This window comes from Asanoa ishikariensis (assembly GCF_900107455.1).
In the GTDB taxonomy this organism is placed as follows: Bacteria; Actinomycetota; Actinomycetes; order Mycobacteriales; family Micromonosporaceae; genus Asanoa; species Asanoa ishikariensis.
In genome coordinates this window covers 499,654-514,330 of sequence record NZ_FNQB01000002.1, presented here as the reverse complement: position 1 = coordinate 514,330, position 14,677 = coordinate 499,654, and the positions used below count along the sequence as shown (strand labels likewise).

Annotated in this window: 17 protein-coding genes; 7 read left to right on the top strand and 10 right to left on the bottom strand. The window is 71.1% G+C overall.

The features are described 5' to 3' along the window. Positions 1-4: 4 nt before the first annotated feature. Complete coding sequence (locus BLV39_RS16725) at positions 5-187, top strand: hypothetical protein (protein WP_090792905.1); 183 nt, start codon at positions 5-7, stop codon at positions 185-187. 196 nt (positions 188-383) lie between these two features. Here the strand turns inward: BLV39_RS16725 and BLV39_RS16720 are convergent, their stop codons facing one another. Continuing rightward, positions 384-782 carry an ATP-binding protein gene (locus tag BLV39_RS16720; RefSeq protein WP_090792903.1) on the bottom strand — a complete coding sequence of 133 codons (399 nt, stop codon included), beginning with the start codon at positions 780-782 and terminating at the stop codon, positions 384-386. 96 nt (positions 783-878) lie between these two features. Continuing rightward, positions 879-1,283, bottom strand: coding sequence for a superoxide dismutase, Ni (sodN, locus tag BLV39_RS16715; RefSeq protein WP_089246858.1), 405 nt, complete (start codon positions 1,281-1,283; stop codon positions 879-881). Positions 1,284-1,371: 88 nt separating this feature from the next. Between sodN and BLV39_RS16710 the strand changes: the two genes are divergently transcribed. Next, the gene (locus tag BLV39_RS16710; protein ID WP_275414254.1) at positions 1,372-1,695 is read left to right on the top strand and encodes a S24/S26 family peptidase; all 324 of its coding nucleotides are present in this window, start codon (positions 1,372-1,374) and stop codon (positions 1,693-1,695) included. A 97-nt stretch (positions 1,696-1,792) separates the two neighbouring features. Beyond that, entirely contained in the window at positions 1,793-2,977 is a 1,185-nt protein-coding gene (locus tag BLV39_RS16705; RefSeq protein WP_090792899.1) for an NAD(P)-dependent malic enzyme, read from the top strand. A gap of 172 nt (positions 2,978-3,149) precedes the next feature. Here BLV39_RS16705 and BLV39_RS16700 read toward each other — a convergent pair whose 3' ends face one another. Beyond that, positions 3,150-4,175, bottom strand: coding sequence for a methyltransferase (locus BLV39_RS16700; RefSeq protein ID WP_090792896.1), 1,026 nt, complete (start codon positions 4,173-4,175; stop codon positions 3,150-3,152). Positions 4,176-4,300: 125 nt separating this feature from the next. Between BLV39_RS16700 and BLV39_RS16695 the strand changes: the two genes are divergently transcribed. After that, positions 4,301-5,251, top strand: coding sequence for a zinc-binding dehydrogenase (locus BLV39_RS16695; protein ID WP_090792893.1), 951 nt, complete (start codon positions 4,301-4,303; stop codon positions 5,249-5,251). Here BLV39_RS16695 and BLV39_RS16690 read toward each other — a convergent pair. After that, entirely contained in the window at positions 5,248-5,640 is a 393-nt protein-coding gene (locus tag BLV39_RS16690; RefSeq protein ID WP_090792891.1) for a hypothetical protein, read from the bottom strand. The genes BLV39_RS16695 and BLV39_RS16690 overlap by 4 nt on opposite strands. A gap of 90 nt (positions 5,641-5,730) precedes the next feature. On the opposite strand from BLV39_RS16690, the gene BLV39_RS16685 reads away from it, so the two are divergent. Together BLV39_RS16685 and BLV39_RS16680 are read left to right on the top strand one after the other, a co-directional pair. Next, entirely contained in the window at positions 5,731-6,681 is a 951-nt protein-coding gene (locus BLV39_RS16685; protein WP_090792888.1) for a diacylglycerol/lipid kinase family protein, read from the top strand. Between the two features lie 417 nt (positions 6,682-7,098). After that, positions 7,099-7,356: a WhiB family transcriptional regulator gene (locus BLV39_RS16680; protein ID WP_089246868.1), complete on the top strand. Its 258-nt coding sequence runs from the start codon at positions 7,099-7,101 to the stop codon at positions 7,354-7,356. 105 nt (positions 7,357-7,461) lie between these two features. Here the strand turns inward: BLV39_RS16680 and BLV39_RS16675 are convergent, their stop codons facing one another. The 5 genes from BLV39_RS16675 to BLV39_RS16655 form a co-directional block, all read right to left on the bottom strand. Further along, complete coding sequence (locus tag BLV39_RS16675; protein WP_143049786.1) at positions 7,462-7,848, bottom strand: hypothetical protein; 387 nt, start codon at positions 7,846-7,848, stop codon at positions 7,462-7,464. A gap of 62 nt (positions 7,849-7,910) precedes the next feature. Beyond that, a complete protein-coding gene (locus BLV39_RS16670; protein WP_176984946.1) occupies positions 7,911-8,720 on the bottom strand; it encodes a sirohydrochlorin chelatase in 810 nt (269 codons plus the stop codon). After that, the gene (locus tag BLV39_RS16665) at positions 8,717-9,478 is read right to left on the bottom strand and encodes a phosphoadenylyl-sulfate reductase (RefSeq protein ID WP_090792881.1); all 762 of its coding nucleotides are present in this window, start codon (positions 9,476-9,478) and stop codon (positions 8,717-8,719) included. Before BLV39_RS16665 ends, BLV39_RS16670 begins: the two co-directional genes overlap by 4 nt. A gap of 4 nt (positions 9,479-9,482) precedes the next feature. Further along, positions 9,483-9,668 (bottom strand): hypothetical protein, encoded by a 186-nt coding sequence (locus BLV39_RS16660; protein ID WP_090792878.1) that lies wholly within the window; start codon positions 9,666-9,668, stop codon positions 9,483-9,485. After that, positions 9,665-11,350 carry a nitrite/sulfite reductase gene (locus BLV39_RS16655; protein ID WP_090792876.1) on the bottom strand — a complete coding sequence of 562 codons (1,686 nt, stop codon included), beginning with the start codon at positions 11,348-11,350 and terminating at the stop codon, positions 9,665-9,667. The genes BLV39_RS16660 and BLV39_RS16655 overlap by 4 nt, the downstream gene beginning before the upstream one ends. A 441-nt stretch (positions 11,351-11,791) precedes the next feature. Here BLV39_RS16655 and BLV39_RS16650 point away from each other — a divergent pair, with 441 nt between their 5' ends. After that, positions 11,792-13,156, top strand: coding sequence for a glycosyltransferase family 39 protein (locus BLV39_RS16650; RefSeq protein WP_373315277.1), 1,365 nt, complete (start codon positions 11,792-11,794; stop codon positions 13,154-13,156). Here the strand turns inward: BLV39_RS16650 and BLV39_RS16645 are convergent. After that, the gene (locus BLV39_RS16645; RefSeq protein WP_090792871.1) at positions 13,143-14,663 is read right to left on the bottom strand and encodes a sensor histidine kinase; all 1,521 of its coding nucleotides are present in this window, start codon (positions 14,661-14,663) and stop codon (positions 13,143-13,145) included. The genes BLV39_RS16650 and BLV39_RS16645 overlap by 14 nt on opposite strands. Between the last annotated feature and the right edge of the window lie 14 nt (positions 14,664-14,677).

The following is a 14,677-nucleotide window of genomic DNA, read 5'->3' as shown; positions in this document are numbered from 1 at the left end:
GTGGATGCTCACCTCTGACCCGCTGACGGGGTCCGACCACGAACTCCTGGCGCGCTACACCGCCGCCGCTGGGAGCCCGGTCTCCCCCGCCGCCCTGGCCCTCTACCGGCTCTGGTGGACCCGCGCCGACATAGCCGCCTTCGTCGCCGATCGCACACTTCGGGCGCCGACCTGGCCGACTCGCTGAAACACTTCGCCAGCTACTTCCCGACGAAGCAGCGCTAGGTATCAACCACCCGCAGGCAACAGCACATGCTGTGCAACAGACAGCGCACCGCAGAAAGGAAACCCCGGGCGGACCTGGCGGCGAAGCGCAGCGAGCGGTCCGCGGCGGGAGCGACGGTCGCGCCCCCGGCGGACCCGGGCCAGAAGGCCCTCGGCCTTTATCGCCCGGTGCGTTGGGTGATCAGGCGGATGGTGGCGCGGCCGTCAACCGCCTCCGCGGTTGCCGAGCTGGTCAGTGCTGTCAGCACCTTCCACGCGAACGAGCTCTCCGCCGGCAGTCGCGCACCGCGCGCCGTCGGCACCGTCACCTCGACCAGCAGGGCGTCGTCGGTCACCGCGAACCGGCACTCCAACTCGGCTCCCGGGGTCGCGACGACCAGGAGCATCGCGCAGGCCTCGTCGACGGCGATCCGTAGGTCCTCGATCTCGTCGAGGGCGAACTGCAACCGGGCGGCGAGGGTGGCCGTGGCCGTGCGGAGCACGCCAAGGTATCCGCCGTCGGCCGGCACGCTGAGGAGCACGACGTCGTCGTCGAGGGCATCTGGCTGCATCGTCATCTGGTTCACCGGTTGCGGACTCTACCGGCTCGCGGCGAGTCGTGCGGACGACGCCGGCCGGCACCCCGCGTGGGGCGCCGGCCGGGGCATCGAACTTCAGGCCTTCTTGGTCTCCCAGAAGATCTTGGAGATCTCCTCGATCTTCGCCAACAGCTTGTCGCCGGTGGCGGGGTCGACCGACTCCTTGGTGCCAGCTCCACCGGCGAGCTTGGTCGCCTCGTTGAAGAGCTGGTGGAGCTGGGGGTACTTCTCGAAGTGCGGCGGCTTGAAGTAGTCGGTCCAGAGCACCCACAGGTGGTGCTTGACGAGCTCCGACCGCTGCTCCTTGATGATCAAGGCGCGCGTGCGGTAGACCGGGTCCTCGTTGGCCTGGTACTTCTCCATGATCGCCTTGATCGACTCGGCCTCGATCCGGGCCTGCGCCGGGTCGTAGACGCCACAAGGCAGATCGCAGTGAGCGCTGACGACTGTTCGCGGCGCAAGGAAACTAGGAAGTCGCATCAGGACTCCTCCAAGGGAAGACTTACGATGATCCTCAGCTGAGGACATTACCCCCGGTGCTGTGTCGAAACGTCGCGGAGGTGCGTTCGTGGCGTCACTTTTCGCCGTTCTGGTGCGGGGTCCGTCGATGGCACCCACCTTGCGTGACGGTGACGCACTGTTGGTGTTGCGCGGTGGCCGCCCGGTCCGTCCCGGTGACGTCGTCGTCGCCACCTTCCGCTCCCGGCCGGACCTGCTCGTCGTGAAGCGCGCCACGCGCGCACAGGACGGCGGCTGGTGGCTGCGCGGCGACAACGAGTTCGTCACCGACGACTCCCGGGCTTACGGCGTCGCCGACGTACAAGGCCGCGTGCTGTTGCGGTATTGGCCCAAGCCCTCCCGGCTGCGGTCAACGATTATGCTCGACAGTTAGCGGGCAACCCCCGCGTGCTTCGCCGGTCACCGCTGACCTCGCGTCCAGCCGGCACCTCTCTGCCGGCTGTCCTTTCGACGCGATTTGGAGTACTGCAATGGACGCAGAGTCCACAGACGATCCCGTTTTTCAACTGCATCGTGGCGGCAAGATGGCCGTCACCTCGACCGTCCCGCTGACCAGCCGCGAGGACCTGTCGCTGGCGTACACGCCCGGCGTCGCCCGGGTTTGCGAGGCGATCGCCGCCAATCCGGCCCTGGTCGACGACTACACCTGGGTTTCACACACGGTCGCCGTGGTGACCGACGGCTCCGCCGTGCTCGGCCTCGGCAACATCGGCCCGCGCGCAGCGATGCCGGTGATGGAGGGCAAAGCGGTGCTCTTCAAGCAGTTCGGCGGCGTCGACGCGGTGCCGATCTGCCTCGACACGCAGGACGTCGAAGCCATCATCGAGACGGTGAAGGCGCTCGCGCCGTCGTTCGGCGGCATCAACCTCGAAGACATCAGCGCACCGCGCTGCTTCGAGATCGAGCGCCGGCTCGACGAGGCGCTGTCGATCCCGGTGTTCCACGACGACCAGCACGGCACCGCGATCGTCGTACTGGCCGCGTTGCGCAACGCGGCGACCCTGCTCGAGCGCAAGCTCACCGACCTGCGCGTGGTGGTCAGCGGCGCGGGTGCGGCCGGCATCGCGGTGACCAAGATGCTGATCGCCGGCGGCGTCAACCCGGCCGAGGTGCTGGTCGTCGACTCCAAGGGCATCCTGCACTCGGACCGCGCCGACCTGTCCGCACCGGCCGCGGTGGCCAAGGCGGAACTGGCCGCCCAGACCAACCCGCACCGCCGCTCCGGCGGCATCGCCGACGCACTGGCCGGCGCCGACGTCCTGATCGGGGTCTCGGGCGGCGAGATCCCGGAGTCCGCGGTGGCCACGATGGCCTCGGGCGCGATCGTGTTCGCCCTGGCCAACCCGACCCCCGAGGTGCACCCGGAGATCGCGTCCCGGCACGCCGCCCTGGTCGCCACGGGCCGCAGCGACTTCCCCAACCAGATCAACAACGTGCTGGCCTTCCCGGGCATCTTCCGGGGCGCACTGGAGGCCCGCGCGACCCGCATCACCGAGGGCATGAAGGTGGCCGCGGCGGACGCCATCGCCAACGTGGTGGCCGACAACCTCCACGCGGACGCGTTCGTCCCGTCACCGCTCGACCCGCGCGTGGCCCCGGCCGTCGCCACCGCGGTCGCCGAAGCCGCGCGGCGTGACGGCGTCGCCCGCGCCTAGCGAAGTCAGCATTTCCTGGGGCCGGCCGGAAGGATCTCTTCCGACCGGCCCCAGGCCATTTTCGAAAGACGGTGTCCCGGGTCCGCCTGGGGCGCGACCGTCGCTCCCGCCGGGGACCGCTCCGCTTCGCTCCGCTGCCAGGTCCGCGCTGGCAAGACCTGCTGCCGGTGTCTCAGCCGGTGGACGGCACCGCCTCGATGATGGAGACGTCTGTCGTGGTGGGTAAGACGCGGGTCACCCGCAGTCCGGCCGCGCGCAGCAGGGTGTCGTACTCGTCGCGGGTGCGTTCCTGGCCACCAGGCCCGACGAGCATGTTGAGGTCCGAGAAGGCCGCCGGCAGGTCCGTGGGCGGATAGGGCGGCCCGGTGAGCACCCGCTCCAGCACCAGCATCACCGAGCCGGACCGCATCGCGCGCCGGCAGGTGCGGGCGATGGCCAGGGCGGCCTCGTCCGGCCAGTCGTGCAGGATCGACTTCAGCACGTAAGCATCAGCGCCTGGCGGGACCTCCGCGAAGAGGTCGCCGGGGTGGATCTCGCAGCGGTCAGCCACGCCTGCGGCGGCCAGCAGGGCCGGGGCGGCCGCGACGACGTGTGGCTGGTCGAGTAGCTGGCCGTGCAGGTGGGGGTGGCGCCGCAGCACCGTCGCGAGCAGGGCCCCGTTGCCGCCGCCAACGTCTGCGACGGTGCGCAGCGCGGCGAAGTCGTAGGCCTCGAGGGCGGCCTCGGCGACGTGGCGGGACACGGCCGCCATGGCCGCGTCGAAGGCGACGCCGTCGGCCGGGGTGCGGGCGCGGTGCTCCCACACGGTCTGGCCGTGCACGGACGCGAAGGCATTCTCACCGGTGCGGACGCTGTGCTCGAGCGCGCCCCAAGCGCGCCACATCGACGAGGCGCCGGCAAACACGGCCCAGTCGCCGAGGCCCTCGGCGCCGGACCGCAACTCGTCGCCGAGCGGGGTGGAGGCGAAGCCCTCGCCGGGTACCTCCAGGTAGACGCCGGCCGTGGCGAGGGCGCGCAGCAGCCGATGCAGGGAGCGCGGATCGCAACCGGTAACCGCGGCAAGGTCGGCTGCGGTACGCGGACCCTCGGCGAGATGGTCGGACAGGCGTAGCACCGCTGCGACGTGCAGGGCCTGCGAGATCCGGAACCCGTTGATCAGGCCGAGCAACTGGCGTCGAGGATCCACACGCTCGCTCATGGGAACGATCGTCGCAGGCCCGCAACCGGCTGTCAGTGCCCGAACCGCTCGGAGCCCTCGGACATGCGTCCTTCGGCGACGGTCGACAGGGGCGGGGCGCTGGTTCAGCGTCTAGATTCCTAGGCATGCGTGCTGCCTTTGCCACCCGGTTCGATGACGCCAACCCGCTGTCCGCGCTCGTTGTCGGCGAGCAACCCGAGCCTGAGCAACGGGACGGCTGGACCACCGTCGAGGTGCGGAGCAGTTCGCTCAACCACCACGATCTCTGGTCGCTGCGCGGGGTCGGCCTGCGTGAGCAGCAACTGCCGATGATCCTCGGCTGCGACGCCGCCGGTGTCGCTCCCGGTGGCGAGGAGGTCGTCGTCTACCCGGTGGTGACGACGCCCAGCGACCCGCGTGGCTACTCGCTCCTGTCCGAGCACTTCCCCGGCACCCTGGCGGAGCGGGTCGCCGTACCCGTCGAGAACCTGGTTCCGAAGCCCGCCGACCTGTCCTGGGAAGACGCGGCGTGCCTGCCGACCGCGTGGCTGACCGCCTACCGGATGCTGACCACCAAGGGACGCGTCGACGAGACCGACGCCGTGCTCATCCAGGGCGCCGGTGGCGGGGTGGCCACGGCCGCGGCGCTGATCGCGGTCGCGATGGACAAGCGGGTCTACGTCACGAGTCGCGACGCGAAGAAGCGCGAACGGATCAGCGCCCTCGGTGCGACCGCGCTCGAGCCGGGTGCCCGGCTGCCCGAGCGGGTCGGCGTGGTCATCGAGACGGTGGGCGAGGCGACGTTCGAGCACTCGCTGAAGGCCAGCGCGCCGGGTGCCCGGATCGTCGTGTCCGGTGCCACCTCCGGCCACCTGCCGAAGTTCGACCTGCGCCGGGTGTATGCGATGCAGCTCGAGATCCTCGGCAGCTCGATGGGCACGCCGGGCGAGCTCGCCGCGCTGCTCGCCTTCTGCGCCGACAAGGCGATCCGCCCGGTGGTCGACGAGGTGATCGGTTTCTCCGAGGTCGAGCGCGCCTTCGAGCGCCTGCACGAGGGCGGCGTCTTCGGCAAGCTTGTCCTAGATCACACGCGTTAGCCGACGCCGAGCGCGCGGGTGCTGGCCGGTGCCAGCATCAGGCCGCACACCGCCAGGCCGAGGGCGATCAGCAGGACGCCCACCCACGCCGTGCCGCCCTGGATCACGTAGTAGCCGACCGCACAGAGCATGAGCTGCAACACGATCGCGGGGCCGCGCGCGCCGGCCCGGCCCTGGCCGAGCGTGCGCCCGAGCAGGAACAGCGCCACCGCGCCGAACGCGGCGAACAAGGTGAGCAGCAGCGCCGAGGTGAGGTCGACCGCGTCGGCGGTCAGCAGCTCGTACGCCAGGTAGAGGGTGAGCCCGACCATGCCGACGGCTTCCGCGAACAGCAGCCACACGGCGGCGCGCAGGGTCGCCGGCGCGGGCTCGGCGGGGGTCTCGGACACGCGGCCACGATACCGCCGTGCCGAGCGACACAGCCTGTGGGCGTCTGGAAGGCGCACAGAGGGTGACCGCTCGCGGGTACAGTCCGCCACATGCGGGCCTTGCTGGTGGTCAACCCGAAGGCCACCACAACATCCGAACGCAGCCGCGATGTCCTGATCCGCGCGCTGCGTAGCGCTGTCGACCTGCGAGTCGAGTTCACCCGGCGGCGCGGCCACGCGGTCACACTCGTCCGCGACGCCGCCCAGCACGGTGTTGACGTCGTGGTCACCCTCGGTGGGGACGGAACGGTCAACGAGGCCGTCAACGGTCTGATGGGCGCGCTTCCCTACCTGCCGCCGATGGACGGGACCACACCGGCCGAGCGGCTGCCGGCGCTCGCGGTGGTGCCCGGCGGGTCGACGAACGTGTTCGCGCGCGCCGTCGGCCTTCCGAAGGACTGGATAGAGGGCACGGGCGTGATCCTGGAGGGTCTGCGCGCCGGCCGCTTCCGCACCATCGGGCTCGGCCGGGCGGACGACCGCTACTTCACTTTCTGTGCAGGGTTCGGTCTCGACGCGGGTGTGATCCGGCGGGTCGAACGGGCCCGATCTCGCGGACGCGTATCGACGACGGCGCTTTATCTCCGGTCGACGTTCGGTGAATATCTCGCGACTGACCGACGCCATCCGGCAATCTCACTGGAACGTCCGGCGGAGACGGCGGTCGATGAACTCGCAACAGTGATCATCCAGAACACGACCCCGTGGACCTATCTCGGCGATCGGGCCGTAAGCCCCAATCCGGACGCGTCGTTCGACCTCGGACTTGACGTACTGGGCGTCCGTCAGCTAGCGGTGGCCAGCACGACACGCACAGTCACCCAAATCCTGTCGCCGCGAACGAATCCACATGGCCGCCAAGTCGTTCAACTCCATGACGTTCACGAATTCACCCTGCTCGCACGCCGTCCGGAACCGTTCCAACTGGACGGTGACTATCTCGGCGAGCGGGAAAAAGTCAGATTTACCTCCGTGGCGCAAGCGCTGAGAGTAATCTGTTGAGGAGTGGGTACGGGGTGTCCAGGCGCGGATTTTCGCAGCCGCAGGGGTGACACGTGCCGGAAATGCCAGTAATGTGGCGCGGACCGTACTACATTGATTGCGGCTGGCGAAATCCGGGTGCAGGGCACATGCTCGAAAACCGGACAAAGGGGTCGTGAGCTTGCTCACCCGCTCAGACTTTTTCGCGGCGTCCCCCTTGACATCGCGACAGTTCGTGAAAGTATTCACAAGCGAAAACGAGTTACGGGAACGTTGCCTGCGAGCACATTGCGAGCACCCTTCGGCGACGTTCCTAGAGGCTAATCGCCTGCCCACGTGCTGCCGACGTGTCGGATGCTCACCGTCACGGAGTGCAACGCGCGCGCATATAGGAAAACCCGCATTGTTTGCCATCGCAGAACGAGGAGTGTTGCCGCCATGGACTGGCGCCACGTAGCTGCCTGCCGCGACGAAGACCCGGAGCTGTTCTTCCCGATCGGGACGTCTGGTCCGGCTCTGTTGCAGGTCGAGCAGGCCAAGGCCGTCTGCCGGCGGTGCTCCGCGACCGACCAGTGCCTGCAGTGGGCACTGGAGTCCGGTCAGGACGCCGGCGTATGGGGTGGGATGAGCGAGGAAGAGCGGCGCGCGGTCAAGCGCCGCGGCGGCCTGCGGGTCCTGCGCGCTCACTCCGCCTGATCACAGCACCACAATCGCAAGGACGCCCCGGGCAACCGGGGCGTCCTGCGTTTGCCCACCAAAGAACCGGAAATTCGGCGCCAGGACATCTCCCGTTCACCTTTGTCAGCGGACGGCGGTGACCTCGCAGGTGACCGTCGCCGACGGGATGTCGAGCGGCGCGGTCGCCTCATGGCGGACGGACTCGCCGGGCGAGAGGTGGGCCACAGTCGTCGGGTCGGCCTCGACCCGGTTGCCCGCCAGGTCCTGGTAGGCCCACTCGATCTGGGCCGGACCCGCCTCGCGGCCGACGTTGCGCACCCGCAGCGCGACCTTCACCACCGCACCCTCGAACCCGCATGCCTCCACCGAGGCGACCATCCGGTGCGCACCCCGCTCGCGGACCAGCACGAACACGCTGACCAGCGCCAGCAGGCCGATGATGGTCAGCGCGCCGGGCAGCGAATCCCAGAAGCCCGACGACGCCGGCCGGCGGGACATGTGTCGCGTCACAGCGCGAAAAACTATCCACCGCCACCCCGCACAGCGGGGCATTCACTCCAAAGTGGGCGGTATCAGGCCGCTTTGACCAGGTCGCAGACCGGCTCGCGCGCCGTCGCGGTGCGGGCCAGGACCAGGCGGGCCAGTTCCGGCGCGCCGCCCAGCGGCTCGGCGACCACCGCGGCACCCGCGGACCGGGCCGCCGTCACCACGGCCTCGTGCAGCAGGCCCGGGGCGAGGAAGTAGGACGCGACACCGACGCGCCGGGCACCGGCATCCCGCAGCGCGGCGACCGCCTCGGCGCCGGTGGGTGCGGCCGCCGACGCGTACGCGACCTGGCACGGCACCCCGCCCAACGCGGTCGACAAGCTGGCCGCCACGGCGGACACCGTCTCGCGCGCCGTCGCGTCCCGGGTGCCGGCCGCGGCCAGCACCACGCCGTCCAGCGGGCCCGCCGAGGACCAGACACCCGCGGCGGCCGATGCCGCGTCGAGCCGCCTGCGCAGCGCGGCCAACAGCAGCGCCGACGTCTGCCCGCCGACCGGCCCGAGCACGTCCGAGACCGAGACCGGCATCCGCAGCCCGGCCGCACGGGCGTCCATCAGCGCCGCCGGGATGTCGACCCGGCCGTGGTAGGCCGAGGTCAGCAGCAGCGGCACCAGGGTGGCCCGCCGCTCGCCCGACTCCTCCAGCGCCAGCAGCGTCTCCGCCGGGCGCGGGCCGGTGTGGTCGAGGAACGACAGCCGCACCTGACCACGCGGGTGGAGCCGGCGAACCGCCGCGGCCAGCGCCTCGTTGGCGCGGGCCGCCCGCGGGTCACGGCTGCCGTGCGCCACCAGCACCAGCGGGCCGGCGGCGGACGGGAGCCAGAGCCGAGGTGTCATGCGTGCAGGCCACACTCGGTCTTGTCGAACATCGCCCAGCGGCCGGCGCGCGGGTCCTCGCCGGCCTTGGTGCGCCGGGTGCACGGCCAGCAGCCGATCGAGCCGTAGCCCTGCTTGAAAAGCTCGTTGACCGGCACGTTCCACCGGGAGATATAGCTGTCGACCTCGGTCTGGTTCCACGCGGCGATCGGGTTCACCTTCACCTTGCCGCGCTTGGGGTCGAAGGCCACGACCGGCGTGTTGGCCCGTGTCGGCGACTCGTCGCGGCGCAGCCCGGTCGCCCAGGAGTCGTAGTCACCGAGCGCCCGCTCCAGCGGCTCGACCTTGCGCAGGAAGCAGCACTCGTCGGGTGCCCGGTTGAACAGCCGGGGACCGTGCTCGCCGTCCTGCTGGCCCACGGTCATCCGGGGCCGGATCGACCGCACGTTGACCGGCATGGTGCGCGCCACGGTGTCGCGGACCTTGAGGGTCTCCGGGAAGTGCAGGCCGGTGTCGAGGAACACCACGTCGACACCGGGTGCCACGCGGGAGACCAGGTGGGCGACCACGGCGTCGGCCATCGAACTGGTCACACAGAACCGCGAACCGAACGTCTCGGACGCCCAACGGGCGATCTCCAGCGCCGGCGCGCCTTCCAGGTCACGGCCCGCCGCGTCGGCCAGGGCCTTGAGCTCGTCGGCGGACCGCCGACCCGATGCCGGGCGCGGAGCGCCACCCAGCGACACCAGTCCCAAATCCACCGCGTTCACGGCCTTCATCGGGTTACCTCACCTCTTCCGTCCGGGGGTTGGAAGAAACTCCTTCGGCCCGCAGGCCGACGAACTTGAGCGAGAACACGCGCTGGCAGCCTCGGCACTCCCAGGCGCCGTGCGGTTCCTCGCGGGGACGCAGGTCCTCTTCGGCGCAGTACGGGCAGTAGTTCGGCGCCGCGCGGCTCTCGGTGCTCATCGCAGCGCGTCCTCGTCAGCTCGGACGACCCACTGCGCGAAGGCCTCGTCCGGGCCGGTCCGGCCGTCGAGGTAACGGCGGGCCAGTCGCTCGACGTACACGGGAAGCTCGTCGGCCGTGGTCTTGAGACCGCGCAGCTTGCGGCCGAAGCCGCCCTCCTGGCCCTGTGCCATGCCGAGGCCGCCGCCGAGGTGCACCTGGAAGCCTTCGACCTGGCGGCCGTCCGGGCCCATCACCAACTGTCCTTTGAGGCCGATGTCGGCGGTCTGCGTGCGGGCGCAGGCGTTCGGGCAGCCGTTGATGTTGATGGTGATGTCGGCGTCGATGTCGCCGAGCCGCTCTTCGAGGCGGGCCACCAGCTCCTGGCCACGGGCCTTGGTCTCGACGATGGCGAGCTTGCAGTACTCGATGCCGGTGCAGGCCATCGTCGACCGCCGCCAGGTGGACGGGCGCGCCTCCAGCCCGATCCCCCGCAGCGCGGTCACCAGGGCCTCGGTGCGCTCTTCCGGAACGTCGAGGACCAGCAGCTTCTGGTACGGGGTAAGGCTGACCCGCCCGCTGCCGTGCGCCCGGGCGACGTCGGCGAGTTGGTTGAGCTGCGATCCGGAGACGCGGCCGACGACCGGCGCGGCACCGACGTAGTAACGCCCGTCGCGCTGCCGGTGCACGCCGATGTGGTCGATCGGCTTGTCCGGCAACGCCGGGGCCGGACCGTCCACAAGCGACCGGCCGAGGTATTCCTTCTCCAGCACCTCGCGGAACTTCTCGACACCCCAGTCGGCGACCAGGAACTTGAGCCGGGCGCGGTGCCGCAGCCGGCGGTAGCCGTAGTCGCGGAACACGGAGACCACGCCGACCCAGACGTCGGGCACCTCGTCGAGCGGCACCCACACGCCGAGGCGCTTGGCCAGCATCGGGTTGGTGGACAGGCCGCCGCCGACCCAGAGGTCGAAGCCGGGGCCGTAGTCGGGGTGGTCGACGCCGATGAACGAGATGTCGTTGATCTCGTACGGCATGTCGGCGAGCCAGGACACCGACGACTTGAACTTGCGCGGCAGGTTGGAGAACTCCCTGTCGCCGACGAACCGCTCGACGATCGCGTCGACGGCCGGCGTGGCATCGAGCACCTCGTCGGCGGAGACACCGGCGACCGGGCTGCCGAGCACCACCCGGGGGCAGTCGCCGCAGGCCTCGGTGGTCTGGAGGCCGACGGCCTCGAGCCGCCGCCAGATCTCCGGCACGTCCTCGACCCGGATCCAGTGGAGCTGGATGTTCTGCCGGTCGGTGATGTCGGCGCTGTCGCGCCCGAACTCCTGCGAGATGTCGGCGATCACCCGGAGCTGCTCGAGGCTGAGCTGGCCGCCGTCGACCCGGACCCGGAGCATGAAGTATTCGTCTTCGAGCTCGTGCGGCTCGAGCACCGCGGTGCGGCCACCGTCGATGCCGGCCTTGCGCTGGGTGTAGAGCCCCCACCAGCGGAACCGGCCCCGCAGGTCGGCCGGGTCGATCGAGGCGAAGCCGCCGTGCGCGTAGATGTTCTCGATCCGCGCCCGCACGTTCAGCGGGTTGTCGTCCTTCTTGGCGCGCTCGTTGGCGTTGAGCGGCTCGCGGTGCCCGAGAGCCCATTGGCCTTCGCCCCGGGCGCGGCGAGGCGAACGGGCTGGGGTGCTGCTGACCGCCATCGCGGCGTTCCTCCGAAGGTCTGAGCTGCGGCGCGTCGCGCGAGCCGCCTTCGGAAAGAAGACACAAGAAAGCCCGGCGCGGACGCGCCCGGACGTGAGTCGGGCGTCGTCAGTGAGCCGGACACATGGCGCTGCGGACACGGCCGTAGTCGACATGGCGCCGGACCGTGAGGCCCAGGGTCACCACGCGCTGTTCGACCGTTGCAGTCACGCTCATCATGCTGCCACAGCACGCTCCGATTACCTCGGGCAGTCCCAGATGCCGGGCCCCGGTGTGGGCTGGTTCACGTTAGGCTGATCGGGCGAATGGGGGCATTTGCGGCGCATCGGGGGAGCCGGCAAATGACACAGCAGCTCGACCACGACCGGACCGGGGTGACCGCGGGTCCGCGCCGGTTCCTGACGGGGCCATGGGCGCCCGTTGTCCCGGCCGCCCTCACCATGATCGTCGTCGGCATCCAGCTCGGCCGCGCCCCGCTCTGGCGCGACGAGCTGGCGACCTGGAGCGCGACCGGGCGCTCACCCGGCGACCTGTGGCGCATGCTCGCCAACATCGACGCGGTCACCGGACCGTACTACTTCTTCATGCAGGGCTGGACCAGGATCTTCGGCGACTCGGCGGTGGCCCTGCGGCTGCCCTCGCTCTTGGCCATGGCCGGGGCCGCCGCGCTCACCACGGTGCTCGGCACCCGCCTGTTCGGCCCCCGCACCGGCCTGGTCGCCGGCCTGCTGTTCGCGGTCGTCCCGAGCACGTCGCGCTACGGCCAGGAGGCACGCGGATACGCGTTCGCGGCCCTGTTCGCCGTCCTGGCCACGCTGCTGCTGGTGGAGGCGGTGCGCCGGCCGACCGGTTGGCGGTTCGCCGGGTACGCGGCGGCCCTGCTGGGCCTCGGCCTCTGCAACCTGGTCGGGTTGTCGCTGGTCGCCGGCCACGCGGCGGCCGTGTTCGGTGCCCGCCGGGCGGTGATCGGCTTCGCCGCCTCCCTCGGCGCGGTCGGCCTGCTGCTGGCGCCGCTGGTCTGGCTCGGCCGCGGGCAGCAGGGCGTGCAGCTCGGCTGGGTGCCTACCCCTGGACCCGGCGACCTGATCGGGCTGCCCGGCAGCGTCCTGTCGGCCCAAGCCGTCGGCGGCGCCCTGCTGCTGCTGGCCGGGCTCGGCTGGGCGATGACCGGGGGCCGTTGGCCGACGGTGCTGGCCCTGTCGGTGGCGCTGCCCGCACTGCTGCTGTTCACCGCCGCCCAGTTGGCCCCGTTCTGGGTGCCTCGCTATCTGCTCTTCACCGTGTCGCTGCTCTGCGTGCTGGCCGCCGGCGCGCTGCGCCGGGTCGCGCCGGCCTACGCGCTCGCGCTGGTCCTGGTGATCGCCGCGCTGGGCGCGCCCGCCCAGCTAGGGCTGCGCCGCACCCACGAGTGGCCGCGCGCCGCACCGGTCGACTACCCGGCGGCCGTCGCGGTGATCCAGGCCAACGCCCGGCCCGGCGACGGGATCGTCTACGAGCCGCGGTCCGGCTGGCGGATGCTCGACGTCGCGGTGGCGCGGGAGCTGGACGGCGCGGCACCGCGCGACGTGCTGGTCGCCCGGACCGCCGTCGACCGCGGCGAACTGCGCCCGACCGAGTGCGCCGACCCGGCCGCCTGCCTGGCCCGCGCCGGCGCCGACCGGCTCTGGCTGCTGGCCGACGGCGACCGCCGCGACCCGCTGGCGACCGTGCCCGGTGAGAAGGGCACGGCCCTGCGGGCGGCGTACGCGACCCGTCAGGTCTGGCACGAGCCCGGCCTGACGGTCGCCCTGCTCACGCGTCGCTAGTGCGGCCCTTGCCGAGCGGGACGACCAGCACCGCCTCGGTGCCGCCCTCCGCCCGGTTGCGCAGCTCGATCGTCCCCCGCAGCTCCCCGGTGGCCAGCGCCTTGACGATCTGGAGACCGAGCCGGCCACCCTTGTCGGCGTCGAAGTCCGGCGGCAGGCCGCGCCCGTTGTCGGCGACCGTGACGTGCAACTGCTTGCGGAACCGGTGCACGGCAACCACCACCTCGGGCTCCCCCGCCCGGTCGCCGTCGCCGTCGAAGCCGTGCTCGGCCGCGTTGAGCAGCAGTTCGTTGAGCACCATCACGAGCGACGTGGCGATCTCCGCGGGCAACACGCCGAAGGAGCCCTCGCGGCGCATGCGTACCGACACCTCGGTGCTCGCCACCTCGGTGGCGGCGCCGGCGACCTTGTCGACGATGCCGTCGAACTCGACCGCCTCGTCGCTGGACATCGACAGCGTCTCGTGCACCAGCGCGATCGACGCGACCCGGCGCACCGACTCCTCCAAGGCGGCCCGGGCGGCCGGGATGCCGACCCGGCGGGCCTGCAGGCGCAGCAGGGCCGCGACCGTCTGGAGGTTGTTCTTGACCCGGTGGTGGATCTCCCGGATGGTCGCGTCCTTGGTGATCAGCGCGCGGTCCCGCCGGCGTACCTCGGTGATGTCGCGGACCAGCACCAGCGAACCGATCGGCACCCCCGCGGGCATCAGCGGCAACGCCCGGTGCAGCACGGTCGCGCCGCGGGCGTCGACCTCCTTGCGGGCCGGCGCCTCACCGCGCAGCGAGGCCAGCACCCGGTTGGCGGCGTCGGTGCCCTCCAGCGGGTCGTCAGCCAACCGCTTGATCAACACGGACAGGTCCTCACCGACCAGATGGGCGGCGAAACCCATCCGGCGGTACGCGGACTGCGCGTTCGGGCTCGCGTAGGTCACCTTGCCGCCGGCGTCGAGCCGGACCAGCCCGTCGCCGACCCGCGGTGCCGAGGTGGTCTCACCCGGGTGCCGGCGCGGCGGGAACGTACCGTCGGAGGTCATCTGGGCCAGGTCGTCGGCCGTGGTCAGGTAGTTGAGCTCGAGCTGGCTCGGGGTGCGCGCGGTGGACAGGTTGGTGTCCCGGCCGACGACCGCGATCACCTCGCCGCCCTCCCCGTCTGCGGAGCGCAGTCGCACCGGGATCGCCTCGTGGCGGGCGGGGGTATCGCCGTACCAGACCGGGTCGCCCTCACGCCAGATCCGGCCCTCCCGGTAGGCGATGTCGAGGTGGGCCACCTCGGGACCGCCGACGATCCGGCCGACCTGGTCGTCCTGGTAGGCGGTAGGCGCCGTGGTCGGGCGCACCTGGGCGACGCAGAGGAATCCGCCCTCGTCGTCGACCGGCACCCAGAGCAGCAGGTCGGCGAAGGACAGGTCGGAGAGCAACTGCCACTCACCGGCGATCCGGTGCAGATGGTCGATGTCGCCCCGACGCAGGGCGGTGTGCTCTTCGACTAGATCACGCAGGGTGGACACGTCTCAAAGCGTGC